The organism is Phytohabitans flavus (assembly GCF_011764545.1).
GTDB lineage: Bacteria > Actinomycetota > Actinomycetes > Mycobacteriales > Micromonosporaceae > Phytohabitans > Phytohabitans flavus.
In genome coordinates, this window is record NZ_AP022870.1 from 6,624,871 (window position 1) to 6,648,765 (window position 23,895).

The 23,895-nt window shown below is 69.5% G+C and carries 23 protein-coding genes, 1 tRNA gene, 1 other RNA gene and 1 pseudogene; 11 read left to right on the top strand and 15 right to left on the bottom strand.

Translation table 11 applies throughout. The features are described 5' to 3' along the window. The first annotated feature begins 41 nt into the window (after nucleotides 1–41). The 3 genes from Pflav_RS28940 (at nucleotide 42) to Pflav_RS28950 (ending at nucleotide 4,457) form a co-directional block, all read left to right on the top strand. Entirely contained in the window at nucleotides 42–1,685 is a 1,644-nt protein-coding gene (locus Pflav_RS28940; RefSeq protein ID WP_173039725.1) for an ABC transporter substrate-binding protein, read from the top strand. Nucleotides 1,686–1,749: 64 nt separating this feature from the next. Beyond that, complete coding sequence (locus Pflav_RS28945; protein ID WP_173039727.1) at nucleotides 1,750–2,439, top strand: DUF624 domain-containing protein; 690 nt, start codon at nucleotides 1,750–1,752, stop codon at nucleotides 2,437–2,439. Then, nucleotides 2,436–4,457, top strand: coding sequence for a beta-galactosidase (locus Pflav_RS28950; protein WP_173039729.1), 2,022 nt, complete (start codon nucleotides 2,436–2,438; stop codon nucleotides 4,455–4,457). The genes Pflav_RS28945 and Pflav_RS28950 overlap by 4 nt, the downstream gene beginning before the upstream one ends. Here the strand turns inward: Pflav_RS28950 and Pflav_RS28955 are convergent. The 5 genes from Pflav_RS28955 to Pflav_RS28975 form a co-directional block, all read right to left on the bottom strand. After that, nucleotides 4,451–6,373: an alpha-glucuronidase gene (locus Pflav_RS28955; RefSeq protein ID WP_232072057.1), complete on the bottom strand. Its 1,923-nt coding sequence runs from the start codon at nucleotides 6,371–6,373 to the stop codon at nucleotides 4,451–4,453. The two genes, Pflav_RS28950 and Pflav_RS28955, sit on opposite strands and share 7 nt — an antisense overlap. Nucleotides 6,374–6,414: 41 nt before the next feature. Continuing rightward, nucleotides 6,415–6,576 (bottom strand): hypothetical protein, encoded by a 162-nt coding sequence (locus Pflav_RS28960; RefSeq protein WP_173039731.1) that lies wholly within the window; start codon nucleotides 6,574–6,576, stop codon nucleotides 6,415–6,417. Between the two features lie 55 nt (nucleotides 6,577–6,631). Next, complete coding sequence (locus Pflav_RS28965) at nucleotides 6,632–7,087, bottom strand: nitroreductase family deazaflavin-dependent oxidoreductase (RefSeq protein ID WP_173042698.1); 456 nt, start codon at nucleotides 7,085–7,087, stop codon at nucleotides 6,632–6,634. Further along, complete coding sequence (locus Pflav_RS28970; RefSeq protein ID WP_173039732.1) at nucleotides 7,088–7,798, bottom strand: Clp protease N-terminal domain-containing protein; 711 nt, start codon at nucleotides 7,796–7,798, stop codon at nucleotides 7,088–7,090. A 126-nt stretch (nucleotides 7,799–7,924) separates the two neighbouring features. Next, complete coding sequence (locus tag Pflav_RS28975) at nucleotides 7,925–9,139, bottom strand: alpha/beta hydrolase family protein (protein ID WP_173039733.1); 1,215 nt, start codon at nucleotides 9,137–9,139, stop codon at nucleotides 7,925–7,927. Between the two features lie 115 nt (nucleotides 9,140–9,254). Between Pflav_RS28975 and Pflav_RS28980 the strand changes: the two are divergent. From Pflav_RS28980 to Pflav_RS29010, 7 genes and pseudogenes are all read left to right on the top strand, one after another. Next, nucleotides 9,255–9,643, top strand: a pseudogene (locus Pflav_RS28980) (GntR family transcriptional regulator). After that, nucleotides 9,640–10,563 carry an ABC transporter ATP-binding protein gene (locus tag Pflav_RS28985; protein ID WP_173039734.1) on the top strand — a complete coding sequence of 308 codons (924 nt, stop codon included), beginning with the start codon at nucleotides 9,640–9,642 and terminating at the stop codon, nucleotides 10,561–10,563. Before Pflav_RS28980 ends, Pflav_RS28985 begins: the two are co-directional and overlap by 4 nt. Further along, complete coding sequence (locus Pflav_RS28990) at nucleotides 10,560–11,564, top strand: ABC transporter permease subunit (protein WP_173039735.1); 1,005 nt, start codon at nucleotides 10,560–10,562, stop codon at nucleotides 11,562–11,564. Before Pflav_RS28985 ends, Pflav_RS28990 begins: the two co-directional genes overlap by 4 nt. Nucleotides 11,565–11,645: 81 nt before the next feature. Further along, nucleotides 11,646–12,056, top strand: coding sequence for a VOC family protein (locus tag Pflav_RS28995; RefSeq protein WP_173039736.1), 411 nt, complete (start codon nucleotides 11,646–11,648; stop codon nucleotides 12,054–12,056). 104 nt (nucleotides 12,057–12,160) lie between these two features. Next, nucleotides 12,161–12,694, top strand: a complete 534-nt coding sequence (locus tag Pflav_RS29000; protein ID WP_173039737.1) for a 2Fe-2S iron-sulfur cluster-binding protein — start codon at nucleotides 12,161–12,163, stop codon at nucleotides 12,692–12,694. Continuing rightward, nucleotides 12,691–13,674: an FAD binding domain-containing protein gene (locus tag Pflav_RS29005; RefSeq protein ID WP_173039739.1), complete on the top strand. Its 984-nt coding sequence runs from the start codon at nucleotides 12,691–12,693 to the stop codon at nucleotides 13,672–13,674. The genes Pflav_RS29000 and Pflav_RS29005 overlap by 4 nt, the downstream gene beginning before the upstream one ends. Then, a complete protein-coding gene (locus Pflav_RS29010) occupies nucleotides 13,671–15,737 on the top strand; it encodes a xanthine dehydrogenase family protein molybdopterin-binding subunit (RefSeq protein WP_173039741.1) in 2,067 nt (688 codons plus the stop codon). The genes Pflav_RS29005 and Pflav_RS29010 overlap by 4 nt, the downstream gene beginning before the upstream one ends. A gap of 17 nt (nucleotides 15,738–15,754) precedes the next feature. Here the strand turns inward: Pflav_RS29010 and Pflav_RS29015 are convergent, their stop codons facing one another. From Pflav_RS29015 to Pflav_RS29025, 3 genes are all read right to left on the bottom strand, one after another. Then, nucleotides 15,755–16,195, bottom strand: a complete 441-nt coding sequence (locus Pflav_RS29015; RefSeq protein ID WP_173039743.1) for a VOC family protein — start codon at nucleotides 16,193–16,195, stop codon at nucleotides 15,755–15,757. 164 nt (nucleotides 16,196–16,359) lie between these two features. Further along, nucleotides 16,360–16,435, bottom strand: a tRNA-Ala gene (locus tag Pflav_RS29020). Between the two features lie 98 nt (nucleotides 16,436–16,533). Then, nucleotides 16,534–17,088 carry a YqgE/AlgH family protein gene (locus tag Pflav_RS29025; RefSeq protein WP_173039745.1) on the bottom strand — a complete coding sequence of 185 codons (555 nt, stop codon included), beginning with the start codon at nucleotides 17,086–17,088 and terminating at the stop codon, nucleotides 16,534–16,536. A 132-nt stretch (nucleotides 17,089–17,220) separates the two neighbouring features. Here Pflav_RS29025 and Pflav_RS29030 point away from each other — a divergent pair, with 132 nt between their 5' ends. Beyond that, nucleotides 17,221–18,024 carry an S-methyl-5'-thioadenosine phosphorylase gene (locus Pflav_RS29030; protein WP_173039747.1) on the top strand — a complete coding sequence of 268 codons (804 nt, stop codon included), beginning with the start codon at nucleotides 17,221–17,223 and terminating at the stop codon, nucleotides 18,022–18,024. A 26-nt stretch (nucleotides 18,025–18,050) separates the two neighbouring features. Here Pflav_RS29030 and Pflav_RS29035 read toward each other — a convergent pair whose 3' ends face one another. From Pflav_RS29035 to ftsE, 7 genes are all read right to left on the bottom strand, one after another. Next, nucleotides 18,051–18,518 carry a hypothetical protein gene (locus tag Pflav_RS29035; protein WP_232072059.1) on the bottom strand — a complete coding sequence of 156 codons (468 nt, stop codon included), beginning with the start codon at nucleotides 18,516–18,518 and terminating at the stop codon, nucleotides 18,051–18,053. Nucleotides 18,519–18,809: 291 nt separating this feature from the next. After that, nucleotides 18,810–19,185: a transfer-messenger RNA gene (gene ssrA / locus Pflav_RS29040) on the bottom strand. 231 nt (nucleotides 19,186–19,416) lie between these two features. Continuing rightward, the gene (locus Pflav_RS29045) at nucleotides 19,417–20,469 is read right to left on the bottom strand and encodes a cellulose binding domain-containing protein (protein WP_173039749.1); all 1,053 of its coding nucleotides are present in this window, start codon (nucleotides 20,467–20,469) and stop codon (nucleotides 19,417–19,419) included. 70 nt (nucleotides 20,470–20,539) lie between these two features. Next, a complete protein-coding gene (locus Pflav_RS29050) occupies nucleotides 20,540–21,637 on the bottom strand; it encodes an SRPBCC domain-containing protein (protein ID WP_173039751.1) in 1,098 nt (365 codons plus the stop codon). 19 nt (nucleotides 21,638–21,656) lie between these two features. Beyond that, nucleotides 21,657–22,133, bottom strand: coding sequence for an SsrA-binding protein SmpB (gene smpB, locus Pflav_RS29055; protein ID WP_173039753.1), 477 nt, complete (start codon nucleotides 22,131–22,133; stop codon nucleotides 21,657–21,659). A 157-nt stretch (nucleotides 22,134–22,290) separates the two neighbouring features. Then, on the bottom strand, nucleotides 22,291–23,169 hold the full coding sequence (gene ftsX, locus Pflav_RS29060) for a permease-like cell division protein FtsX (protein WP_173039755.1): 879 nt from the start codon (nucleotides 23,167–23,169) through the stop codon (nucleotides 22,291–22,293). A 32-nt stretch (nucleotides 23,170–23,201) separates the two neighbouring features. Beyond that, nucleotides 23,202–23,882, bottom strand: a complete 681-nt coding sequence (ftsE, locus tag Pflav_RS29065) for a cell division ATP-binding protein FtsE (protein WP_173039757.1) — start codon at nucleotides 23,880–23,882, stop codon at nucleotides 23,202–23,204. Nucleotides 23,883–23,895 lie beyond the last annotated feature (13 nt).

The following is a 23,895-nucleotide window of genomic DNA, read 5'->3' on the forward strand; positions in this document are numbered from 1 at the left end:
TCCTGCCACCGAAGTATTGATTTCCTAGAAAGGACGGTGTGATGTTCGTACAATCCCGGCGTCGCGCTGCGGCCGTCGCGGCCGGCGCGCTCGCTCTCACGCTGGGGCTAGCGGCCTGCGGTGACGACAGTGATCCCAGCGAGGAGGTCTCCGCCAACCGCGCCGGCGCCATGGAGGACTACAAGGTCGGCGACCAGTTCAAGGCGACCGAGCAGGTCTCGTTCTCGATGCTCTACAACAACCACCCGAACTACCCGCTCAAGAACGACTGGCTCTTCTGGCAGGAGCTGACCAAGCGGACGAACGTGAAGCTGGAGCCGTCCGCGGTACCGCTGAGCGACTATGAGCAGAAGCGCAGCGTGCTCATCAGCGCGGGCGATGCCCCACTCATCATCCCGAAGACGTACCCCAACCAGGAGGACGCGTTCGTCTCCTCCGGCGCGATCCTCCCGGTAAGCGACTACATCGACCTGATGCCCAACTACAAGGACAAGGTCGCGAAGTGGAACCTTGGGCCGGAGATCAACACGCTCCGGCAGGCGGACGGCAAGTACTACCTGCTTCCGGGCCTGCACGAGAAGCCGTGGCAGGAGTACTCCCTCGTCGTCCGCACCGACATCCTCCAGGAGCTCGGCCTTCAGGAGCCGAAGACCTGGGACGAGGTCTACACGATGCTCAAGGCGATGAAGGCGAAGTACCCGGCCATCTACCCGTTCACCGACCGGTACAGCCAGCCCAAGCCGACCGGCAACCTGTGGAACATCCTCGGGGCGTCCTTCGGCGCGCCGGGCGGCTGGGGCTTCCAGCACGCCATCTGGGACGCCGCCGCCGGCAAGTACGTCTACACGGCGGCGAGCCCGCAGTGGAAGGCGTGGGTCGAGTTCCTCAACAAGCTCGTGTCGGAGAAGCTGCTCGACCCGGAGAGCTTCACCCAGACCGACGACCAGGCGCGGTCGAAGCTCGCCACCAGTAAGTCGTTCGTGATCACCGGCAACGCGCAGGGACTCGTCAACGACTACCGTCCGGACCTGGCGAAGAACCCGGCGGCGAAGCTCAAGAAGATCCCGCTGCCGATCGGGCCGGCCGGCGAGGTGAACCCCCAGTCGCGCATGGAAAACGGCGTCATGATTTCGTCGAAGGCCAAGGACAACAAGAACTTCGTGGCCATGATGCAGTTCATCGACTGGCTGTTCTACTCGGACGCCGGCCAGGAGTTCGCCCGGTGGGGCGTCGAGGGCACCACGTTCGTCAAGGGAGCCTCCGGCAAGCTGGAACTCGCCCCGGACGTCAACGTGATCGGCCTGCGCCCCAACGCGCCGAAGCACCTGCAGAAGGACTTCGGCTTCTACAACGGCATCTTCGCGTACGGCGGTAAGCCCGAGCTCGTGCAGTCGTTCTTCTCGCCGGAGGAGCAGGAGTACCAGGCGATCGTCGGTGCCCGCCAGCCGGCACCGTGGGTGGTGCCCCCGCCGGCGCCGTTCAACGACGAGGAGCGCGAGCAGGCGACGCTCTGGGAGACCACGCTGCGCGACTACGTCGACCAGCAGACCCTGCGGTTCATCCTCGGGCAGCGGCCGCTCGGCGAGTGGGACGCGTACGTGAACGAGCTGAAGACCAAGAACATGGACAAGTACATGGAACTCCAGCAGAAAGCGTACGACCGGTACAAGAAGGAACACGGCTGATGGGGAGGGTCCGGCCGCGCTCATCGACGAGCGCGGCCGGGCCGCACCGCGAGGAGGACGGACGATGAGTACGGCAGCCGCGCGTGAGCGCCACTTCGGCAACGGACCCCTGTCCCAGGGCGCGGCCCTGGTCTACACGCTGCTTGTCGTCGAGCTCCTGGTCCTGCTCACGTCGCTGCCCGGCCTCGTGCCGCTCGTACTGCTCAGTGCCGACAGCAGCAACATCCCGCTCGCCGCCGCGTGCGCGCTCCCGATCGGCCCGGCGCTCTCCGCCGCCCTCTACGCCCTGCGGCACCGCAGCAGCGACCTCACCGACCTCCATCCGGCGGCGGCGTTCTGGCGCGGGTACCGGCTCAACTTCCTGGGCAGCCTGAAGATCTGGCTGCCCGGCCTGGCGTGGCTGGCCATCATCGGGCTCAACCTCGCCAACTTCGGCGCCGCGGACGTACCCGGATGGTGGGCGGCGCTGCTCGTCGCGATCGCGATCGCGGTGGCCCTGTGGCTGGGCAACGCCCTGGTGATCACCTCGCTCTTCTCCTTCCGGACCGTCGACATCGCCCGTCTGGCGCTGCTCTTCCTCAGCCGCGCGCCGGGCGTGACGCTGGGCAACGCCTGCCTCGTGGTGCTGGCGGGCCTGCTGACCGCGGTCACCTCCGAGGCGGTACTGATCCTGCTGGGCTCGGTGTTCGCACTCGTCCTGCTGCTCACCTCCCGCCGGATGACCACCGCGATCGAGAAGGAGTTCACGGCATGAGCGCCCTTCCGCCGACATCCAAGGTGCCGTACGGCGGGGACTACAACCCCGAGCAGTGGCCCGAGGACGTGTGGAAGCAGGACCATCTGCTCTTCGACGCCGCCCGAATCGACACCGTCACGCTCGGCGTCTTCACCTGGGCGCAGACCCAGCCCGCCCCGGACGTTTACGACTTCACGACACTGGACCGGATCGTCGAGCGGGCGGCCGCCGAGGGGCGCCAGGTCTGCCTCGCCACCGGCACCGGCGCGCTGCCGCCCTGGCTGGCGAAGGCGCACCCGGAGGTCAACCGCACCGACTTCGAGGGGCGGCGCCACCGGTACGGCCAGCGGCACAACGCCTGCCCCAGCTCCCCGGTCTTCCGCCGCCTCTCCGCCGAGATGGCGCGCCGCATCGCACAGCGGTTCGCCGGAAACCCGGCGGTCATCGCCTGGCACGTCGGCAACGAGTACGGCGGCGCCTGCTACTGCGACCTCTGCGCGGCCGCCTTCCGCGGCTGGCTGCGCGACCGCTACTCCACTTTGGACCGGCTGAACGCGGCGTGGAACACGACGTTCTGGTCGCACACCTTCACCGACTGGGACGAGATCGAGCCACCCTCGGCGCTGACCGAGCACTGGCGCGGGCCGGACCACACCGCGTTCCAAGGCATCACCCTCGACTACCTGCGGTTCATGTCCGACGCCATGCTCACCAACTTCCAGGACGAGAAGCGGGCGATCCGCGAGTCCGACCCGGACACCCCGGTCACCACAAACTTCATGGGCATGTACCGGCCGATCGACTACCACCGCTGGGCGCCGCACCTCGACTTCGCCTCGTGGGACAACTACCCGCCGGACGACACCTCGCAGGCACGCATGGCGCTCACCCACGACCTGATGCGCGGGCTCAAGGACGGCCAGCCGTTCTGGCTGATGGAGCAGACGCCGAGCTTCACCGCGTCCCGCGACGTCAACCCGCTCAAGCGGCCCGGGCTGATGCGGCTGTGGAGCTGGCAGGCGGTGGCGCACGGGGCGGACGCGGTGCTGTTCTTCCAGATGCGCGCCTCCCGGGGCGCCTGCGAGAAGTACCACGGCGCGGTCATCGGCCACGCTGGCCGCTCGGACACCCGGGTCTTCCGGGAGGTCGCCGACCTCGGCGCCGAGCTGGAGCGGCTGGGCGGCATCACGCTCGGCGCGCGTACGCCCGCCCGGGTCGCGCTGCTCTTCGACTGGGACAGCTGGTGGGCGCTGGAGATCTCGGACGGCCCGTCCCGCCTCGTCCGGTACCAGCAGGTGCTGCTCGCGTACCACCGGGCGCTGTGGGACTCCGGTACCGACGTCGACGTGGTGCCGGTGACCGCCGACCTGTCCCGGTACGACGTGGTGATCGCCCCGGCGCTGCACATGGTCAAGGGCGACCTCGCGGAGCGGCTGGAGCAGGTGGCGTGCCGCGGCGGGTCGGTGGTGACCACGTTCCTGTCCGGGCGGGTGGACGAGGACGACAACGCGTTCCTGATGGATGTGCCCGGCCCGCTGGGCCCGCTGATGGGGATCCGGGTCGACGAGTGGGACGCACGCGGCCCGAAGTTGGTCAACCCGGTGCACTTCGACAACGGCCCGGTGGTCGACGCGCGGCTCCTCTTCGAGCTGGTGATCCCGCAGGGCGCGGACGTCGTCGGCAGCTACCGGGAGGACTTCTACGCCGGCACCGCGGCGGTGACCCGCAACGTCTTCGGCGCCGGCTACGGGTGGTACGTGGGCGCCGGGCTGGACCAGGCCGGGGTCTCCTGGGTGATCCGGCAGGTGCTCGACTGGCACAACCTGAGCGGCCCGTACCCGGACGTGCCCGACGTGGAGACCGCGGTCCGGGTCACCCGCGACGGTACCCATCTGCTCTTCCTGCTCAACCACAACGCCGAACCGGTCGAGCTGGTGGCTCGGGCGGGCGGCGTCGACCTGCTCACCGACCAACGCGTCCGCATCGGACAGATCATCCGGCTGGACGCGCGCGGGGTGATGGTGCTCCGTCAGTAGATTTGGCGGCCCTTGGCGTCTGGTTCTCCGGACTTGCGGTGGAAGTAGGTGTTGATCTGGTCGCGCCACTCCGCCGCCGACCGGACCTGCTCGTCGAGGCGCTCGCGTACCCGCGCGTCAAGCTCGGGGTCGACCTGCCCGGCGAGCCGCTCCCACAGCCGCCGCATCTCGACCGCCCGCTCGGCACCGGCGAAGTGTGTGTCGTAGATGTGCTGGATCACCGTCGAGCCGCTGTGCAGCACGTGCTCGTACGGCACGTGGTGGAAGAAGAGCAGCAGCTCGTCGGGGCAGCGCTCCAGCGACTCGTACACGTCCGACCACGGCTGCGGGTACTGGCCGGTGAAGCCGGTGCCGGTGGCGCGCGTACGGTCGACGCCCACGCCCTCCCGGTCGGCGAAGTGGTAGGTGCCCCACGGCGTGTACTCGTACCCGTCCACGTCCGGGCCATAGTGGTGGCCCGGACGCACCATGAAGCCCACGCCCAGCGGCGCGGTGTACGACTCGTACGTGCGCCACGAGTCGTCCAGGATCGCGTGCAGCGCCGCCCGGTCCACGTCCGGGCCGAGCGCCAGGTCCACCCACTCGTCCAGGATGGACAGTGGGTCGAGTGTGGGATCCCAGGCGAGGCGGCCGAAGGCGTAGAGGTTGGCCTGGGCGAGCGGGTGTCCGGTCCAGAAGGGGTCGTCGCCGACGTTGGAGACCGCGACGAGTTCCCTGGCGAGCCCGGCCACATCCGCCTCGCTTGTCAGCCGGAAGCCGAGTATCTCGCTCCACATCGGACCGAGATAGACCGCGTGCCGCTGCTGTCCGGTGTACTCCTGCGTCACCTGAAGCTCGACCGCGACGCTGGTGGCCGGCATCGCGGCGATGACCGGGGAGACCGGCTCGCGTGTCTGGAAATCGATCGGTCCGTGCTTGACCTGGAGGATCGCGTTGTCCCGAAACTTGCCGTCCAGCGGGGCGAAGTGGTCGTACGCCGCACGCGCCCGGTCGGTCGAGCGGTCCCGCCAGTCCTGTCGGTGGTTGTAGACGAACGCGCGCCAGTGCACCACGCCGCCGAAGGGCGCCAGCGCGTCGGCGAGCACGTTCGCACCGTCCGCGTGGCTGCGCCCGTACCCGAACGGGCCGGGCTGCCCCTCGGAGTCGGCCTTGACGACGTAGCCGCCGAAGTCGGGGATCGCCGCGTACACGCGCTGGGTGGTCTGCGCCCACCACCCGCGCACGCCCTCGTCGAGCGGGTCTGCGGTGGGCAGCCCGCCGAGCATCACCGGCGCGGCGAAGCTGACCGAGAGGTGCACGCGGATCCCGTACGGCCGGAACACCTCGGCGACCGCGACGACCTCGCCGAGCCGGTCGGTGAGCAGCCGCGCCTCGGTGGCGTGCACGTTGACGTTGTTGATCGCGACGGCGTTGATCCCGGTGGCCGCAAGCAGGCGGGCGTAAACCCGCACCCGGTCGAGGTCGCGCGGCACGCCGTCCCGCCAGAAGATCGAGCCGCCCGAGTACCCGCGCTCCACCTGCCCCATCACCGGGTGTACGTCGATGTTGTCCCAGTGGTCGAGCATCCGCCGCCGCATCGCGGGGACGTGCCGCTCCACCGGCCACTCGCCGGCGAACGCGGCCTCGCCCAGCCGCACGACGTGGAAGAAGCCGTAGAGCAGCCCCGCCGGCGCGTCCGCGAGCACGACCGTCACGCCGTCCCGCCGGTACAGGGCGAAGCCCTCGTCGCCCAGCCTCTCGCTGCTCAGCCTCAGGATCAACTCGGCATCTTCTGTGACAGTGGTGCCGACCTCCTCGCGCACTGTCTCCACGAGGCGCCCCGCTCCGTGCACAGCAACCCGGCGCGCCTTGATCGCCTGCAATGCCCGCGGCGGCAGCCAGGCCGAATGCGCGGCGGCCAGCTTGTCGATGCTCACGGAAACCTCCCCGATACGGTTTCCGTAAATTTACCGGAATCTCAGTCCATGCCGGAGTACCCCTTGGGCGACTCCGGCTCCGGCACGCCCTCCGGGCCTCCGTCCTCCTCCTCCGCGAAGGTGACGGAGTCGTGCTCGTCGGCGAAGTCTTCGTCCTCGGTCTCGTTAGGGTCACCGATGGGCGTGTTGTCCGTATCGGTCATCGTTCATCCATACCCGCCGCCCGGCCGGTTTGAACTGACAGCGGCCCGGCGCTGGTCAGGCGCGTTCCAGCACGACGACCGGGATCTGGCGCCCGGCCTTGCCGGCCCGCTTCTCGTAGTCCGCGTACCCCGGGTTGACGACGAGCATGCGCTCCCACATCCCGGCCCGCTCCTCGGCCGTTGCGTCCCGGGCCTGGGCGGCGAAGATCTCGGTACCGACCTGCACGGTGACCCGCGGGTCCGCGCTGAGGTTGAGGTACCAGGCGGGCTGCTCCGGCTTGCCGCCGTTGGAGCCGACCACCACGTAGCTGTCGCCATCCCGGTCGTAGATCAACGCGCTCCGGCGGAGCTTGCCCGACCGCCGGCCCCGCGTCGTCAACAGGAGGGTGGGCCAGCCGTAGTGCCGGTGTCCCTTGCGACCGCCCGAGTCGACGTACGACCGGATGTGCCGGTTGACCCACCCCACTGGGCTGTCAAAGATCTCCTCGCTGGCGTCGCTCACCGGGCCAATTTAGCCCTGCCCGTCGCCGGACCGGCTGAGGAAGGTGGCGATCTGCTCCTCCGTGGCCTCCTTGCTGATGTCGAGGCTGGCCAGCAGGCCGGTGCCGTTTTCCTGCTCCAGCAACGCGAGCAGCATGTGCTCAGTACCGACGTAGTTATGCCCGAGCCGCAGCGCCTCGCGGAAGGTCAGCTCCATGACCTTCTTGGCCTCGCCGTCGTACGGGATCAGGCCTTCGACCGGGTCGCCGCCCGCGGGCAGGGCCGCGGTCGCCGCCTCCCGGACCCGATCCAGCGGCACGCCCTGCTCGATGATCGCCTTGGCGGCCAGCCCGTCGGGCTCGGTGAGCAGGCCGAGCACGACGTGGATCGGCCCGATGTTGGCGTTTGCCGCGGCGCGGGCGGCCTCCTGCGCGGCCATGACAGCCTGGCGGGCGCGCGGGGTAAACCGGCGGAAGCCCTCCTCAGGGTCCATCGTGAGCTGATCGCCCTTGCCGACGAACCGCTTCTGGGCCGCCTGCTTGGTCACCCCCATGCTCTTGCCGATGTCGGTCCAGGAGGCACCGGACCGGCGGGCCTGGTCGACGAAGTGGCCGATGAGGTGGTCGGCGACCTCGCCCAGGTGCTCGGCGGCGAGCATCGCGTCGGTGAGCTGCTCCAGCGGCTCGCTGTGCACCGTCTTGATCGCGGCGATGAGGTCGTCGAGCTTGATGGCTGTCGTCATGCCGTCAACCCTAGGTTGACGACATGCGTGCGTCAACCTTAAGTTGACGCCTATGTGGCGGACCGGACCCATCAAGTGGTGGACAGCGATATTGAGCCAGGCGAGCCGTCAGCAGGACGATCCGCCTCAGCGGGATTCCAACTGGGCGTTGAGCCAGCTGAACATGCGCTCGTCGGTCAGTTGGCGACCGAGCGGCTGGCAGTGCAGGTTTGCCCCCTCGGCGGCGGTGAAGTCGACGAGCTCGGCGCGTTCGCCGAGCAGCTTCGCCAACTGCTCCGGCTGCCCAGGCCAGAACTGCTCGCCCTCCGGGTTTGTCACCATCACCGGCGTCTCGATCCGGGCGATCGTCTCCTCGTCCAGTGAGTAGCTGCGTACTGCGCTGAACAGATCGAACCAGTCGTTGCGCGACCCGTACGGGCGGCTGCGGTAGGTCAGCGTGCGGCGCAGGCCCGGCAGCAGTGTGGCCACCCGCATGTCCCGGTTGAACGCCTTCCGCTCGCCACCCTCAAGCAGCCCGCGCATGCTGTGGCCCAGCGCCTGCATCCAGCGGGTCGACACGTCCACGACGCCCGGGTCGGCGACCGCCGCGACGAACCGGTGCTCGTACGCCAGCGCCCGCGGCACCCAGTAGCCGGCCTGGCTGAGCCCGTACGCCATGAGGCGCTCGCCATCGACGTCGGGCCGGGCCACGAGCGTGTCGACCACCGGCGTGAGCACGGCCTCCCAGTCCGACCGGAAGGGCACGCCGCGCTGGAACAGCATCGACTGCTGCCCCGGCCCGTCGTACATGAACGCGTTCCACCCGCGGGCGAGCGCCCCCGCCGCGCCGCTGCTCCAGAGGGCGCTGATCGCGGCGTCGCTGCCGTTGGTGAGCACGAGCGTTGGCCGTGGCGCGCCGGTGGCGTCGGGCCGCAGCAGGTAGCCGGGGAGGGTCATGTCCTCGTACGGCACGTGGATGCGTACGTGCGCGCCCTCGAACGAGTCGACGAACCCGTCCCAGCACGCCCGATGCGCGAGGAACGCGTCGAGCAGCCCGTCGTCGTCGCCCTCGGCGTAGTCGTCGACCACGCAGGCCCAGTAGGTGGCCGCGCGCAGGTAGGCCCGTCCCGCGCCGCGAAGCTCGCCACGCGATCGCTGGCTGTCGGCCGACACCCGGGCACGCCGAGCGGTCGACGTCCACTCGCGCCGCCAGTCGACCCGACCTCCGACCCGGTCGATCGTGGCGAGCACCTCGCCGACCTCACTGCCGCCGTAGGGGGCGCGTCCCAGGATCACGCGGGTCTGGTAGTCCAGGTCCCGGTCGCGGAAGAACCCGCGCGAGAAGGCGTGGTTATCCGACATTTCACCAACCTAGACCCGCCGGAGTAGCCGCAGAGGCCACTTCGCCTCCTCACGCCTTGACGGCCGTATGAGCTATAGCTCTATAGTGCTAGGAGCCTAGTTAAAGTAGGGAATTGTGATCGACTTCCATCTGGACCTCCGCTCCGGGGTGTCGCCGTACCAGCAGCTGGTCCAGCAGGTCCAGCGCGCGCTCCGGCTCGGCCTGCTGTCGGTCGGCGACAAGCTGCCGACGGTCAAGGAGGTCGTGGCCAAGCTCGCGATCAACCCCAACACCGTGCTCAAGGCCTACCGCGAGCTGGAGCACCTCGGCCTTGTCACGCCCCGGCCGGGGTGGGGACGTTCGTGACCCGCTCCCTGGCCGACGAGTCGCTGGCCGCGCACGAGCCGCTCCGCGCGGAGCTGCACGCCTGGCTGGCGAAGGCCCGCCGAGCGGGTCTCGACGCGGAGAGCATCGAGGCCCTTTTCATGACCACCTTCCGAGAGGCCACAGAGGTGACCCGATGACACCGGTCTTGCGTTCCGACGGCCTGACCAAGCGATACGGCCGTCGTCCCGCCCTGACCGAGGCGACGCTGAGCATCCCCGCCGGGCGGATCGTCGGCCTGGTGGGGCCCAACGGTGCGGGCAAGTCCACCCTGCTCAACTTGACCTCGGGCATCATCGCCCCGACGGCGGGCACGATCGAGGTGCTCGGCGCCCGGCCTGCGGCGAGCGCGACGCAGTTGGCGAAGGTGGCCTTCGTCGCGCAGGACACCCCCGTGTACGCGGGCCTGTCGGTCGCCGACCACCTGCGCCTCGGCGCGCGGCTCAACCCGAAGTGGGACGCCGCGCTCGCCCGCCGGCGGGTCGAGCAGGTCGGTCTCGACCCCGCGCAGAAGGCCGGCCGCCTCTCCGGTGGGCAGCGGGCCCAGCTAGCCCTCACGCTCGCCGCCGCCAAGCGCCCACAGCTGCTGATCTTCGACGAGCCGGTTGCCGCGCTCGATCCGCTGGCCCGCCGGGCGTTTCTACAGAGCTTGATGGAGTTCGTCGCCGAGCTCGAGGTCACGGTCATCCTCTCCTCACACCTGCTGGCTGACCTGGAGCGGGTGTGCGACCACCTCGTCGTGCTGGCCGGTTCGCGGGTCCAGCTCGTCGGCGACGTCGAAGACCTGCTCGACGTGCACAAGCGGGTGATCGGGGCCCGGGGCGAGCTGGACGCCCTGCCGCCCGGCATCGAGGTCATCCAGGCCGACCACACCACCCGCCAGAGCACCCTTGTCGTCCGTGACACCACCGGCGTGCTCGCCCAGCTCGTTCCCGCTGCGGACGTGGAGCGCATCGACCTCGAGGACATGGTCCTCGCCTACCTGACCCGGGCCGCTCGCGTCACCGCCGGCGCTCCCATCCGCGGCTACGCCGAGCAGCCCTTGGAGGCACAACGATGATCTGGCTCACCTGGCGCCAGTTTCGCGGTCAAGCGCTGATCGCGCTCGCCGCCCTCGCCGCGTTGACCGTCTTCCTGGTGCTCCTCGGCCTGCGGATCCGCGACACGTACGCGGCGTACGTCACGGACTGCGCCGCCGCCTGCTCCCTGAGCAGCGCCCGCGATGCCATGGAGGATGCCCACTTCGGCCCACTGCTGCTCAGCGGCCTTCTTGTCGTGCTGGTGCCGGCGCTCATCGGCGCGTTCTGGGGTGCGCCGCTCGTCTCTCGCGAGATCGAGACCGGTACCCACCGCCTGGTGTGGAGCCAGAGCATCACCCGTACCCGCTGGCTCGCGGTCAAACTCACGTTCGTCACGCTGGCCGGCATCGCCCTGGCCGCCGCGCTGAGCCTGCTGCTGACCTGGGCCGCGAGCCCGTACGACGAGCTGCTCGCCGGCCGCTTCGACCCGCTGCTCTTCCCGACCCGCAACATCGTGCCGCTGGGGTACGCCGCGTTCGCCGTCACCGCCGGCACCGCCATCGGCCTGCTCACCCGCCGCGCCATCCCGGCGATGGCCATCACGCTCGCGGTGTTCGCCGTGCTCCAGATCCTGGTGCCCACAGCGATCCGCCCGCACCTGCGGCCAGCGGTCACCGAGTCGGTGGCATTCACGCCGGACACGAGGGTCACCGAGTTCAGCGCCGGGAATTCCGAGGGCGGGGGCGTCACCATCAACGGGTACCAGGGCACGATCCCCGGCGCCTGGATGATGTCCAACCGCGTCCCCCTCTTCGACGCGTCCGGCGAGCAGGTCACCCGCGGCGAGCTCGGGGATTGCCTGACCGGCGAGCTGGACCGGGACATGGCCTGCCTCGCCCAGATGAACCTGCATTTCACCGTGAAGTACCAGCCGGCAAACCGGTACTGGACCTTCCAGTGGCTGGAGTTCGGCGGGTACCTGCTGCTGGGTGGCGCGCTGGCGGCCTTCGCCTTCTGGCACATCCGCCGCGGCCTCAGCTAGCGGGATGCTGGACGAAAGTCGTGACCAGGCCGGTCAGGAATCGAGAAGCACAGGTCAGCCCTGCCTCGTAGCGTTCTGGCCATGGACATTTCCCTGAAGTACACGTTTCTGGAAGTCGATGACCACGAGGCCGCGCTGGCCTTCTACCGCGACGCCCTCGGGCTGGAAGTGCGCCAGGACGTCGCCATGGAGAACGCCCGCTGGCTGACCGTCGGGCCGCCCGCCCAGCCCGAGCTCGGCATCGTCCTGACGACCGTGGGCGTGGGCCGCCCGGCCGACGACGCGGAGACGCTCAAGGCCCTGCTGGCCAAAGGTTCCCTGGCCGGCCTGGTGCTGGAGGCCGACGACGTCGACGCGACGTTCGAGAGGCTGCGGGCATCTGGAGCCGAGGTCCTCCAGGAGCCGATGGACCAGCCGTACGGCACGCGGGACTGCGCGTTCCGCGACCCGGCCGGTAACCAGGTCCGGATCAACCAGCGCTCCAAGGAGTAGCAGCGTTTCGGGCGGGCGCGCGGCCGACGGGTAAGGGTGGGTGGGCCCGCCAATCCCGGCGAATCGCGGTCGCGCGCCGCCCGTGGTCGCTATGGTCGACTGGCATGACGTCGCAACGGATTGGTGTTTCCACCGTCCGGCTGGTGGTCAACGACGAGCCACACGAGCTGGAAGTCGACAACCGGATGTCCCTGCTCGACCTGCTTCGTGAACGGCTCGGTGCCACCGGTACCAAGAAGGGCTGTGATCATGGGCAGTGCGGGGCGTGCACGGTGCTGCTCGGCGGGCGGCGAGTCAACTCCTGCCTGATTCTCGCGGTGGCGGCCTCCGGCGCCTCGGTTACCACGATCGAGGGCGTCGGGGACGGTACGGAGCTGCACCCGCTCCAGCGGGCGTTTCTGGAGCACGACGGCTACCAGTGCGGCTACTGCACACCCGGCCAGATCTGCTCCGCGATCGCCATGATCGAGGAGGCCGCGGCAGGGTGGCCGAGCGCGGTCAGCGCTGACGTGGGAGCCGCCAAGGTGAGCCTCGACGGCGAAGAGATCCGCGAGCGGATGAGCGGCAACCTCTGCCGGTGCGGTGCGTACGTCAACATCGTCGCCGCGATCGCCGACGTGGCCGGGGGTCGGGCGTGAGGGAGTTCGAGTACGTGCGGGCCGGCGCGGTCGCGGAGGCGGTCCGGCTCGTCGCCGCGGACCGCGACGCCCGCTTCCTCGGCGGTGGCACCAACCTCGTCGATCTGATGAGGCTCGGCGTCGAGCGGCCGGGCCTGCTCGTCGACGTGTCCGGCCTGCCGCTCGACCAAGTGACCGAGACGCCCGACGGCGGTGTCTACATCGGAGCGATGGTGCGCAACAGCGACGTCGCCGCGCATCCGCTGATCCGCGAGCGCTATCCGGCGCTAGCCCAGGCGATCCTGGACGGCGCGTCCGGCCAGCTGCGCAACATGGCCACGACCGGCGGCAACCTGTTGCAGCGGACGCGATGCGTTTACTTCACCGACCCCACCAAGCCGTGCAACAAGCGGCAACCGGGATCCGGCTGTTCCGCCATCGAGGGCGACCACCGCAACCTCGCGATCCTCGGCGCGTCACCGCATTGCGTGGCCACCCATCCGTCGGACATGGCGGTGGCGCTCGCCGCCCTCGACGCGCGCGTCGACGTGACCGAACCGCGGGGCGGGATGCGCACGATCCCGCTCGGGGATCTCTACCGGCCGCTCGGCGACCGGCCGGATCAGGAGCTGACGGTGCCCGAGGGCACGCTGGTCACGGGCGTGGCGCTGCCGCCGTCACCGCTGGCGGCCCGCTCCCGATACCGCAAGGTACGCGAGAGGGCCTCGTACGCGTTCGCGATCGGCTCCGTGGCCGCGGCACTCGACACGGCCGACGGCACGGTACGCGACGTGCGGATCGCCCTCGGCGCGGTCGCGTCGCGTCCGTGGCGAGCCCACACCGCCGAACGGATCCTGATCGGCGGCCCGGCCACCGAGGCGGCGTACCGGTCGGCGATCGACGCCGAGCTCGCCCACGCGCAGCCGTTGCGAGACAACGCATACAAGGTGCCGCTCGTGCGCACCATCGTCGTACGGATGCTCGAGGAGCTGGCGGGATGAGCGTCGGCGAAGCCGTGGTCCGCATCGAGGGCCGCGACAAGGTGACCGGCGCCGCCCGGTACGCCGGTGACATCCCGGTGGCCGGCTTCGCCTACGGCTGGGTGGTGCAATCCACCATCGCCCGTGGCCGTGTGTCCAGTGTGGATGATGGCGAAGCGCTTGCCCGACCCGGCGTCCTGGCGGTGCTGCATCACGGCAACGCACCGCGGCTCGGCGAGGCAGACGACGCGACGTTGCTGGTGCTTCAGGACCCGCGGGTACCCCACCTGGGGTGGCCCGTGGCGCTTGTCGTGGCCACCACCGCCGAGGAGGCCCGCGAGGCCGCCGCGACACTGCGCATCGAGTACCAGGTGGAGTCGCACGACGCGGCGTTCAGGGCGGAGCACCCGCGGATGTACGTCCCGGACCACATCAACCCGACCTACGAGACCGAGACCGTCAAGGGTGACGTGGATGGCGCGCTGGCGACAGCGGAGGTGGTGGTCGACGCGACGTACACGACGCCGGCCCAGCACAACAACCCGATGGAGCCGCACGCCGCCGTCGCCGAGTGGCACGACGGGCGGCTCACGGTGCACGACTCAAGCCAGGGCGCGTACGCGGTCAAACAGGCGCTGACGAGGCTGTTCTCGCTCCAACCCGACGCGGTGCGGGTGGTCTCCGAACACGTCGGCGGAGGGTTTGGCAACAAGGGCACCGCGCGCCCACACGTGGTGCTCGCCGCGCTGGGCGCCGCCGCCGTCGACCGTCCGGTGCGGGTGGTACTCACCCGGCCGCAGCTGTACGCGCTGACCGGCTACCGGACCCCGATCGTGCAACGGGTACGCCTCGGCGCGCACCGCGACGGGCGGCTTGTCGCCTTGGACCACCTGGCCTCGTCGCAAACCTCCAAGGTGCTTGAGTTCACCGAGCAGACCGCGCTGATCTCCCGCTCGATGTACGCGTCCGGCGCGCTGCGCACCCGGCACCGCGTGGTCGCGCTCGACGTCCCGACGCCCCGCTGGATGCGCGCGCCCGGCGAGTCGCCCGGCTCGTTCGCGCTCGAATCGGCGATCGACGAGCTGGCCATCGCGTGCGGCGTCGATCCCGTGGAGTTGCGCATCGCGAACGAGCCGGAGAGCGAGCCCGCCTCGGGCCTGCCGTTCAGCAGCCGAAACCTGGTCGCCTGCCTGCGCGAGGGCGCCCGCCGCTTCGGCTGGTCCGGGCGTGACCCGCGGCCCGCCCTCCGGCGTGACGGCCGTTGGTGGCGCGGCACCGGCGTCGCCGCGGCCACCTACCCGGCCCGCTCCAACCCGTCGAGCGCATCGGTCACCGCCGAGGACGACGGCCGGTTCACCGTACGGGTCACGGCCGCCGACATCGGTACCGGCGCCCGCACGGCGCTCACGCAGGTGGCCGCCGACGCGCTCCAGGTACCGATGTCCGAGGTCACCGTCCTGATCGCGGACAGCGACTTCGGGCCCGCGTCAGTGGCCGGCGGATCCAGCGGTACCGCATCGTGGAGCTGGGCGGTCGTGGCCGCGTGCCGGGATCTGCTCGCCCAAGGCGCGGCCGCCGGCACCACGGCGCAGGCGAACACCGGTAAGGCGGTTGCCGCCCGCCCGGACCTGGCCAGACACGCGTACGGGGCGCACTTCGTCGAGGTGGCGGTGGACCCGCACACCGGCGAGGTCCGGGTGCCCCGCATGCTCGGGGCATTCGCCGTCGGCCGGATCGTCAACCCACTGACGGCACGATCGCAACTGATCGGCGGCATGACCATGGGCCTGTCCATCGCGCTGCTGGAAGAGTCGACGATGGACACCCGCTTCGGCGACTTCGTCAACCACGACCTCGCCAACTACCACGTCGCCGCCAACGCGGACATCCAGTCGATCGAAGCCGTTTTCGTGGACGACCCCGACGACCAGCTCAACCCGGTCGGCGTCAAAGGTTTGGGCGAGATCGGCATCGTCGGCGCCACCGCCGCACTGGCAAACGCCGTCTGGCACGCCACGGGCGTCCGCCATCGCGATCTGCCCATCCGCCCCGACCGGGTACTCAACGCCACCTACGCGGTGTGAGACGGTCGTGAGTCGTCTCAGCTGAGCTGCTCGGCCAGTCCGACGACGATGCCCTCGGGACCGCGGATGTAGCAGAGCCGGTAGATGTCCTCGTATTGCGCCACCTCGCCGACGAGTTCCGCACCGTGGGCGCGCAGGCGGGCAACGACGTCGTCGATGTCGTCGACGGCGAACATGACGCGACGAATGCCCAGCGTGTTCGCCGGCGCGTCCTTCGGCTCAGGGCGGATCACCTTCGGCGTGTGGAACATCGCCAGCTCGATCCGGCCGTGGCCGTCCGGGGTCCGCAGCATCGCGACGTCCTGCCGGACGTCGTCGATCCCGATGACACGCTCCACCCAACGTCCCTCGATCGGCCCCTTGCCCTCCAGCTCCATGCCAAGCTCGACGAAGAACGCGATAACAGCGTCGAGGTCTTCGACAACGATGAGGACGTTGTCCATCCGCTGGATCGTCATGCTGGGTCTCCTCGTGTGGGTACGGCCACGGATGACCGCATCTACCCCTAGACGGAGCCGCCAAGCCGTTCTCGACATCCACTGCTGCTGAACGCTGCGGGAATGCGGTAGCGCTCGATGAGCGCATACATAAGCAGAAGACGTGCCCTGACCTGGTGTTTCGTTGGTGGAGCCGAGGGGACTCGAACCCCTGACCCCCACACTGCCAGTGTGGTGCGCTACCAGCTGCGCCACGGCCCCAACGTCCCCGGTCTCCCGGGCACCCGCGCAATATTACACACCCCTACCCCGCCGGTCATCTCGCAGGTCCCAACACGCAGGGCCCCCAATGGGTGCGCTCAGTTGAGGGCGACGTCCGGCGGGAAGTGGGCGACCGCGGCCAGGATGCCGCCCTGGCGGCGAAGCACCATCGGCCACAGGTCGTCGGGGCGCTCGACGAACGCGTCGCCCGGCAGCGCGTCGAAGACGAACCACGAGCCCGACGAGATCTCCTCCTCGAGCTGCCCGCCCGACCATCCCGAGTAGCCCGCAAAGACCCGGATGCCGGCGAGGCTGTCCTGGAGCGACTCGGGGTCGACAGAGAGGTCGACCGTGCCGATGGAGCCGGACACGCGATGGAAGCCGCGGGCCCGCCGTACGCCTGGGTGGGTACGGGCCAGGCAGATCGCGGACTCAGGCTGTACCGGGCCGCCCTCGAAGAGGACGGCTGGGTCCCGCGCCATCGTGCCCCAGTTGCCGAGCACCTCGGAAACGGGCACCTCGGTGGCCCGGTTGAGTACCACGCCGAGCGCACCGCCGGGCTCGTGCGCGACCAGCAGGACCACGGTGCGGTCGAAGTTCGGATCCTTCAGGGCCGGGGTCGCGACCAGTAGCTGCCCGGTCATCGACTCCATCGACCGCCCCCGATCCGCTGCCCCTCTCCGTGCACGGACGCCCCCGCTACTCGTGAGGGCCAGGAAAACAGGACTTGTGCGCCATGCATCGCACCATAGCTTGCGCGTCTACCACTGGTTAAGGTCTCATTCGTGAGCCCGCACGCTGAGTTTGCCGTGATCGGTGGTTCTGGCCTCTACGCCCTACTCGACGGCGCGACAGAGTTCACCATCGACACGCCGTACGGTCCGCCGTCCGACCCACTCACCATCGCCGAAGTGGGTGACCGGACCGTGGCGTTCCTCCCCCGGCATGGGAAAGATCACCGCTATCCGCCACATCGCATCCCCTACCGGGCAAACCTGTGGGCGTTGCGCTCCATCGGTGTACGCCAGATCCTGGCGCCCTGCGCGGTAGGTGGCCTGCGGCCGGAGTTGGGGCCGGGTACGTTCGTGATCCCCGACCAGCTGATCGACCGCACGAGCGGGCGCACCCAGACGTACTACGACGAGGGCGCGGCGCACGTCTCGTTCGCCGACCCGTACTGCCCGGTGGGACGCGAGACTGTGCGCGGCGCGGCCGAGCGGCACGGCATCGCGGCCGAGCCGACCGGCACGATGGTGGTGGTCGAGGGGCCGCGCTTCTCGACGCGGGCCGAGTCGCGGTGGTTCACGGCGATCGGCGGCACTGTGGTCAACATGACCGGCCACCCAGAGGCGGTACTCGCCCGCGAGTTGGCCCTCTGCTACACCGCGATCGCGCTCGTCACCGACCTCGACGCGGGCGTGGAGGGCGGCCACGGGGTCACCCAGGAGGAGGTCTTCCGGGTCTTCCGGGAAAACACCGACCGCATGCGTGGCCTGCTCCTCGACACCCTCACCGCACTCCCGGCCGATCGCGGCTGCCCGTGCGGGGACGCGCTGGAGGGCATCAAGCTACCGTTCGAGCTGCCGTAGCCGCCGCGACCGTCGCAGGTGGACGGTCAGGTCTCGCCGCCGATGTCCGTCTCGTACGCCTCGTAGACCAGGTCGGCCCCACGCTGGCGATGGCGGGACAGCTCGCGCAGGAGGTCGCTGGAGCACGCCCGCAGCTCCTCCACCGACGGCCCGGGCTGGTCCACCTGCCGCTGCAACGCGGACATCGCGGTGGCCACGGCGGCGTGCTCGCGGACCAGCACATGGACGCCGTGGGCGAGGCGGGGCGCGTGGTCGAGCAGCTCCGCGTACAGCCCGTCGGGCCCCTCGGTCAGCACGATGTGCTCGGCGAACGCACCGCGCAGCCCGAGCAGCCGCGTGCTGACCCTGGGTCGCCACCCGGGATCACCGGCGGGCGCGGCGAGGGCCCGCGCGAAAGCCTGGATGCTGTGCAGCAGCGCGACGCGATGCCGCCGAGCGACGGCGAGCGAAGCGGCGCTTTCCGCCGCTGTTGAGTAGGACTGTCCTGCCAACATGACGCACCTCCCGCCACGGGCTATTAGGAGATGGTCGCTCCACGCTCACTCTGTGTCCAGAGCCCGGCGCTGGCTCATCCAACCCACGAGAAACACCCGCATCAGGTACAACATGGGCCGGCTACGGCGGGGCCCAGGAAGCGAGAAGCGGCGCCATCGCCGGGGAGCGACGCCGCAACGGACCGCACGAACCGCAACCACCGCACGTGGGGCGTCCGGGGCTCGGCCCCCGGAGCAGACATAACAAGCGCCCCTGTCCGCGTTCTCCGCGGACAGGGGGCGACCAGGTGCTTGTGGAGGTGCCGGGAATCGAACCCGGGTCCTTCGGCGCATTGTCAGGGCTTCTCCGAGCGCAGCTCGCTGTGTCTCTACTCGGCCCCTCCGATCACGCGAGCGAGTCGGTGTGACGGGCCCAGTCGCTGATTTATCTCACCGCACGAGCCCCGCGACCGGGCTCGGTTGGCCAGCCTTCTAGCTGATGCCGGTTACTGGACCGAAGGCGATTCCAGACCGACAGACTCGCTTACTCGCCTCAGGCGGCGAGAGCGAAGTCAGCGCGCTTGGTGTTGGCGCTTATTGGTTTCCGACGACCGATTCACGAGACGACGTCGGCTTCCTCGGCTCGCTTCCCCTGCCGCAACGTACGAAGTCGAAACCAGTCACCCCCTCGAAGGATCTCCAGACAGATAGCCTAACGCCTCCGGCAACCGGATACATTCCGCCCGCGCCGGAGCAGGGCCTGTCTGGCGGATCTTTGTGGGGCTGCGGCGGGTCCAGACGACGACCAGCGGCACCGGACGAAAGGCCACATACAACACCGGTATGCGACCTTCCGCCCGCCACCCCTGGACCGCCGCCTGGACCTCGCCTCGCACCCACAAGACCCACCAGACAGGCCCTAGGAGCAGGCCTTCCCATCGACCTCGCAGGACGTGGGTCCGCTGTCGCCCAACGCGGAGCTGACCTCGAACTGGAAGGTCAGCGAGGCCGCCGCGGCGAGGGAGCCGCCGGTGAAGGTCACCCTGCTGCCCTCCTGGCTGAACTGCGCGCCGCTGACGTCCGTCACCCGGGCTCCCCTGCGCAGGGTGACGATCACGGCCCACTGCTGCGCCGCCCCCTGCCCGCTGTTCTGGACGGTCACCTCGCCTTCGAACCCGGCGCGGAGGAGCCCCTGCTCGGTGGTCTCGTACGCCGCGGCGAGGACCGGCGTAGCCGGCGCCGTCGTGCCCTCCTTGGGCGGTGCGGTGGTCGGTGTCCGGGATGGGGTGGGAGTGGCCGACGGGCTCTTGGACAGGCTGGGTGACGGCGCCCCGGTACCCAACCCGGCGACAGCGCCCGGCGCGGTGGTGCCCGGCGGCGGCGCCGACGGTGGCAGGGCCGCGTCCTCGGTCTGGGTTGCGGCGGCCGGCTCCTCGTCGCCCGTCTGCGTCAGCGCGGCCACGACCACGATCCCCAGCAGCAAGAGCGCGGCGGTGGAAAGGGCCACCAGCCGGCGGCCGCGGCGCCGGCGTTTGTCCGGAGCGACGAATGGGATCACTTCGGTGACCGGCTCGGCCGGGCTGCCTGGCATCGGCGCGTTGAGGTCGACGTCCTGGAACGCCAGCCAGTCGAGGATCGCCGGCAGCCGCTCGTGCAGCACCCCGCCGTAAGCGGCGCGCACCTCGTCGCGCTCCTCGTCCTCCCACTCGCCGTAGACGCAAGACTGGCGGAGGGTCAGGGTGGCGCCGTCTGGTGTCGGCGTCAGCTCCCAGACCAGGCGGGTGCTGAGCTCGTCGTTGCCCCAGAGCATCGCCAGCCGTCGCTGCCCCTCGACGCCGGTCACCTCGGCCTCACCGACCGGCGTGAACCTCGGCAGCTCGAGCCACTGGGACAGCAGCTTCTCCTCGGTCAGCGCCCGCCAGATCCGCTCGGCCGGGTGCTCGAAATCGACATCCATCCGGATTTCGCTCACCCGGAGACCTTACAGACAGGCGCAACCCATCACGGACCCCCGCTGCCTGGTAATACGGCCCGCAGCGGCCTTACAACCCCGCGCAGTCTTCGCCATCCACCTGGCAGCTGAGTGGCTGAGCCGGTCCGAGCACATTGAGTGCCACCTCGAAGACCACTCTCGCCGATCCACCCCCGGGCACCGACGAACCGCTGAAGGTCCACGCCGTACCGCTCGGGCGCGGCTGCGGTCCCTCCACACGGTTCACGATCGCCGGCAACGGCACGGTGATGGTGAGCGTCCAGCCGTCGGACTTCGCACCACCGGTGTTCCGGACGACGACCTGGCCGCGGTAGCTCAGGAGCTGGTCGCTCGACACCGTGGAGTAGCTGGCGGACAGTGCGGCGGGCGACGGAGCGGCGGCCGTAGTCCGCTCGGCGCGTGGCGACGGGCTCGGCGGCCGGGTCGTGGGGGATCTGGTGGGGGCGCTGGGTGTCGCGGAGGGCGAGGCGCTCGGCGGGCGCTGGGTGGCGTCGATGGCCGTGGTGTAGGAGGACGCGACCGTGGTCGACGTGAACGCCGCCGGAGCGCCGCTCGTCTCGCTCGCACGGGCCTCGGCGGGCGTGCTGGTCTCTGACGGCAGGTTGGCGAAGAGCGCGGCCACCATCCCGATCAGCAGCGCGGCGGCCCCGATCGCCAGAAGCTGCTTGCGGCGGTCCGGCTTGGGCGCGACCGGCTCGGCCAGTCGCGGCGGTCGCGGCACGACCGCGTCACCCTTTCCGACGAGCCCATCGAGTACGGCCGGGAGCCGCTCGCCGAACAGCCGGTCGTACGTGGACACGAGCGCCTGGCGCCGCACGCTGCCCCGCACCCCGAGGAACCCGGACTGGCTGACCATCAGCAGGCACCCCTCGGGCCTGGGCTTGAGCTCCCAGGTGACCCGAGCGTGCAACTGCTCGCCCTTCCACCGCATCACGAGCCGGCGCTCGGCGGAGACCTCCAGCACCTGCCCCGAGATCGGACCGTCGAAGCCCGGCAGCGACTCCGGCAAGAGCTGGAACTGGCTGCCCTGGATGGGCTCGAGGTCGCCGGGGATGAACCAGCGGGTGAGCTGCCGCCGCTCGGTGAGTGCCCGCCAGACGATCGCGGGCGGATGGCCGAAGTCGAAGTCGATCCTGATTTCGGTCACCGAGGCACTATAGGGCCTGTTACTCCATGCCCTTCCCACGCCGGCCCATCGCACGGGTGATTTCCCGGTCGGCGTCCCGCTTGGCGAGGTCCTGGCGCTTGTCGTACGCCTTCTTGCCCTTGGCGAGTCCGATCTCGACCTTGGCCCAGCCATCCGAGAAGTACACCGAGAGGGGCACGAGCGTGAGACCGCTCTCCTTCAGCTTGCCGACCAGCCGGTCGATCTCGATGCGCTTGAGCAGCAGCTTCCGGGTGCGGCGGGGCTCGTGGTTGGTCCAGGTGCCCTGGACGTACTCGGGGATGTGCATGCCGTAGAGGTAAAGCTCGCCGCCCTTTTCCTGGGCGAACGCGTCCACCAGGGACGCGCGCCCGGCCCGGAGCGACTTGACCTCGGTGCCGGTGAGCGCCATGCCCGCCTCGTAGGTGTCGAGGATGGCGTAGTCGTGCCGCGCCTTGCGATTCGACGCGACGACCTTACGACCCTTTTCCCTCGGCACCGCGCAATGGTACAGCTCAGCAAAGGCAACCCGGCAGCCATTTGAGCGGCTGCACGGGGGTGCCGGCCGTACTCCTGTCACAACGGACGCAACAGTACAAAAGAAATCGCCGCTCCCCGGCAAGACGAGGAACGGCGATTACGGAGAGTGGCGGGAACTAGACCCGCAGGTAGAACCGGAGCGTGACCCATGCGGTGACCGCGCTGACCAGCGCACCGACGCCGGCCATCAGCGGGAACATCAGCAGCACGTCGGCCCAGCTCAGCGGCGTCAGTAGCTCGGTCAGGTCGCGTAGCGAGCCGTCGAGCAGGAACAACTTGCCCAGGAACAGCCCGACGAACGCGATGATCGAGCCGATGAGGCCGGCGACCACCGCCTCGAGCACGAATGGTGCCTGTATGAACCAGTTCGAGGCGCCGACCAGCTTCATGACGGCGACCTCGCGCCGTTTGCTGTACGCGGCGACCTGGATCGTATTGCCAACCAGGAGCAGTGCCGCGATCGCCATGATCGACGCGGCCAGCAGTGCCATGTTCTGCACCGACCCGAGGATGTTGAAGATCTTGTCGAGCAGCCGCTGCTGGTCGACGATCGTCTCGACGCCCTCGTTGTTCTTGTACTTGTCGTTGATCTGCTGGAACTGCTCCGGGTTCTTCAGGCGCACCCGGAAGGACTCGGGCAGCTGGCCCGGCTTGACGGCGTTGACCAGGTCCGGCGCGTCCGCGTACATGGTCTTGAACTTCTCGTGCGCCTGTTCCTTGGACTCGTAGATGACCTCGGCCACCAGCGGGTCGGACTTGAGCGCGTTGTCCAGATCGCTGCGCTGCTGGTCAGTGACGTCGTTGTTGAGGAAGATCGCCACTTCGATCTGGTCGTAGTAGAAGTCCTTCATGCTGTTGACCTGGAGGTACATCAGACCACTTGCACCCAGCATGGCCAACGAGACGGCCAGGGTGATGATCATGGCGACCGTCATGGTGACGTTGCGCCACAGCCCGACCAGGACCTCGGACAGGACGTACTTAAGGCGCTGCATTGAGGGTTCCTTCGCTGGGTAGGTCGGTGCGACTAGCCGTAGACGCCGCGCGCCTGGTCGCGGACGATCCGGCCACTCTCGATCTCAACGACCCGGCGCCGCATCTGGTTGACGATGTTGGAGTCGTGGGTGACCATCACGACCGTGGTGCCGGTCCGGTTGATCCGGTCCAGCAGTCGCATGATCTCGATCGACGTGTCAGGGTCCAGGTTTCCGGTGGGCTCGTCGGCCAGCAGGATCAGCGGCCGGTTGACGAAGGCCCGCGCCACCGCCACACGCTGCTGCTCACCACCGGAGAGCTCGTGCGGGTAGCGGTGCTCCTTGCCGCCGAGACCGACGAGCTCCAGCACCTCGGGCACCACCCGGCGGGCGACCGCCTTGGTCTTACCGATCACCTCAAGCGCGAACGCGACGTTCTCATACGCGGTCCGGTTGGGCAGCAGGCGGAAGTCCTGGAAGACGCAGCCGATCGAGCGCCGGAAGTTGGGGATCTTCCAGGAGCGCATCGACGTGACATCCCGGCCGTTGACGACGACCCGCCCCTGGTTCGGCGTGACCTCGTGCAGCAGCAGCTTGATGATCGTGGACTTGCCGGAGCCGGACGGACCGATGAAGAAGACGAACTCGCCCTTCTCGATCCCGACCGACACCTCGTCCAGAGACGGCCGGGACGCCTTCGGGTACGTCTTCGTGACGTGCTCGAGCTGAATCACGGGTCAGGAGTCT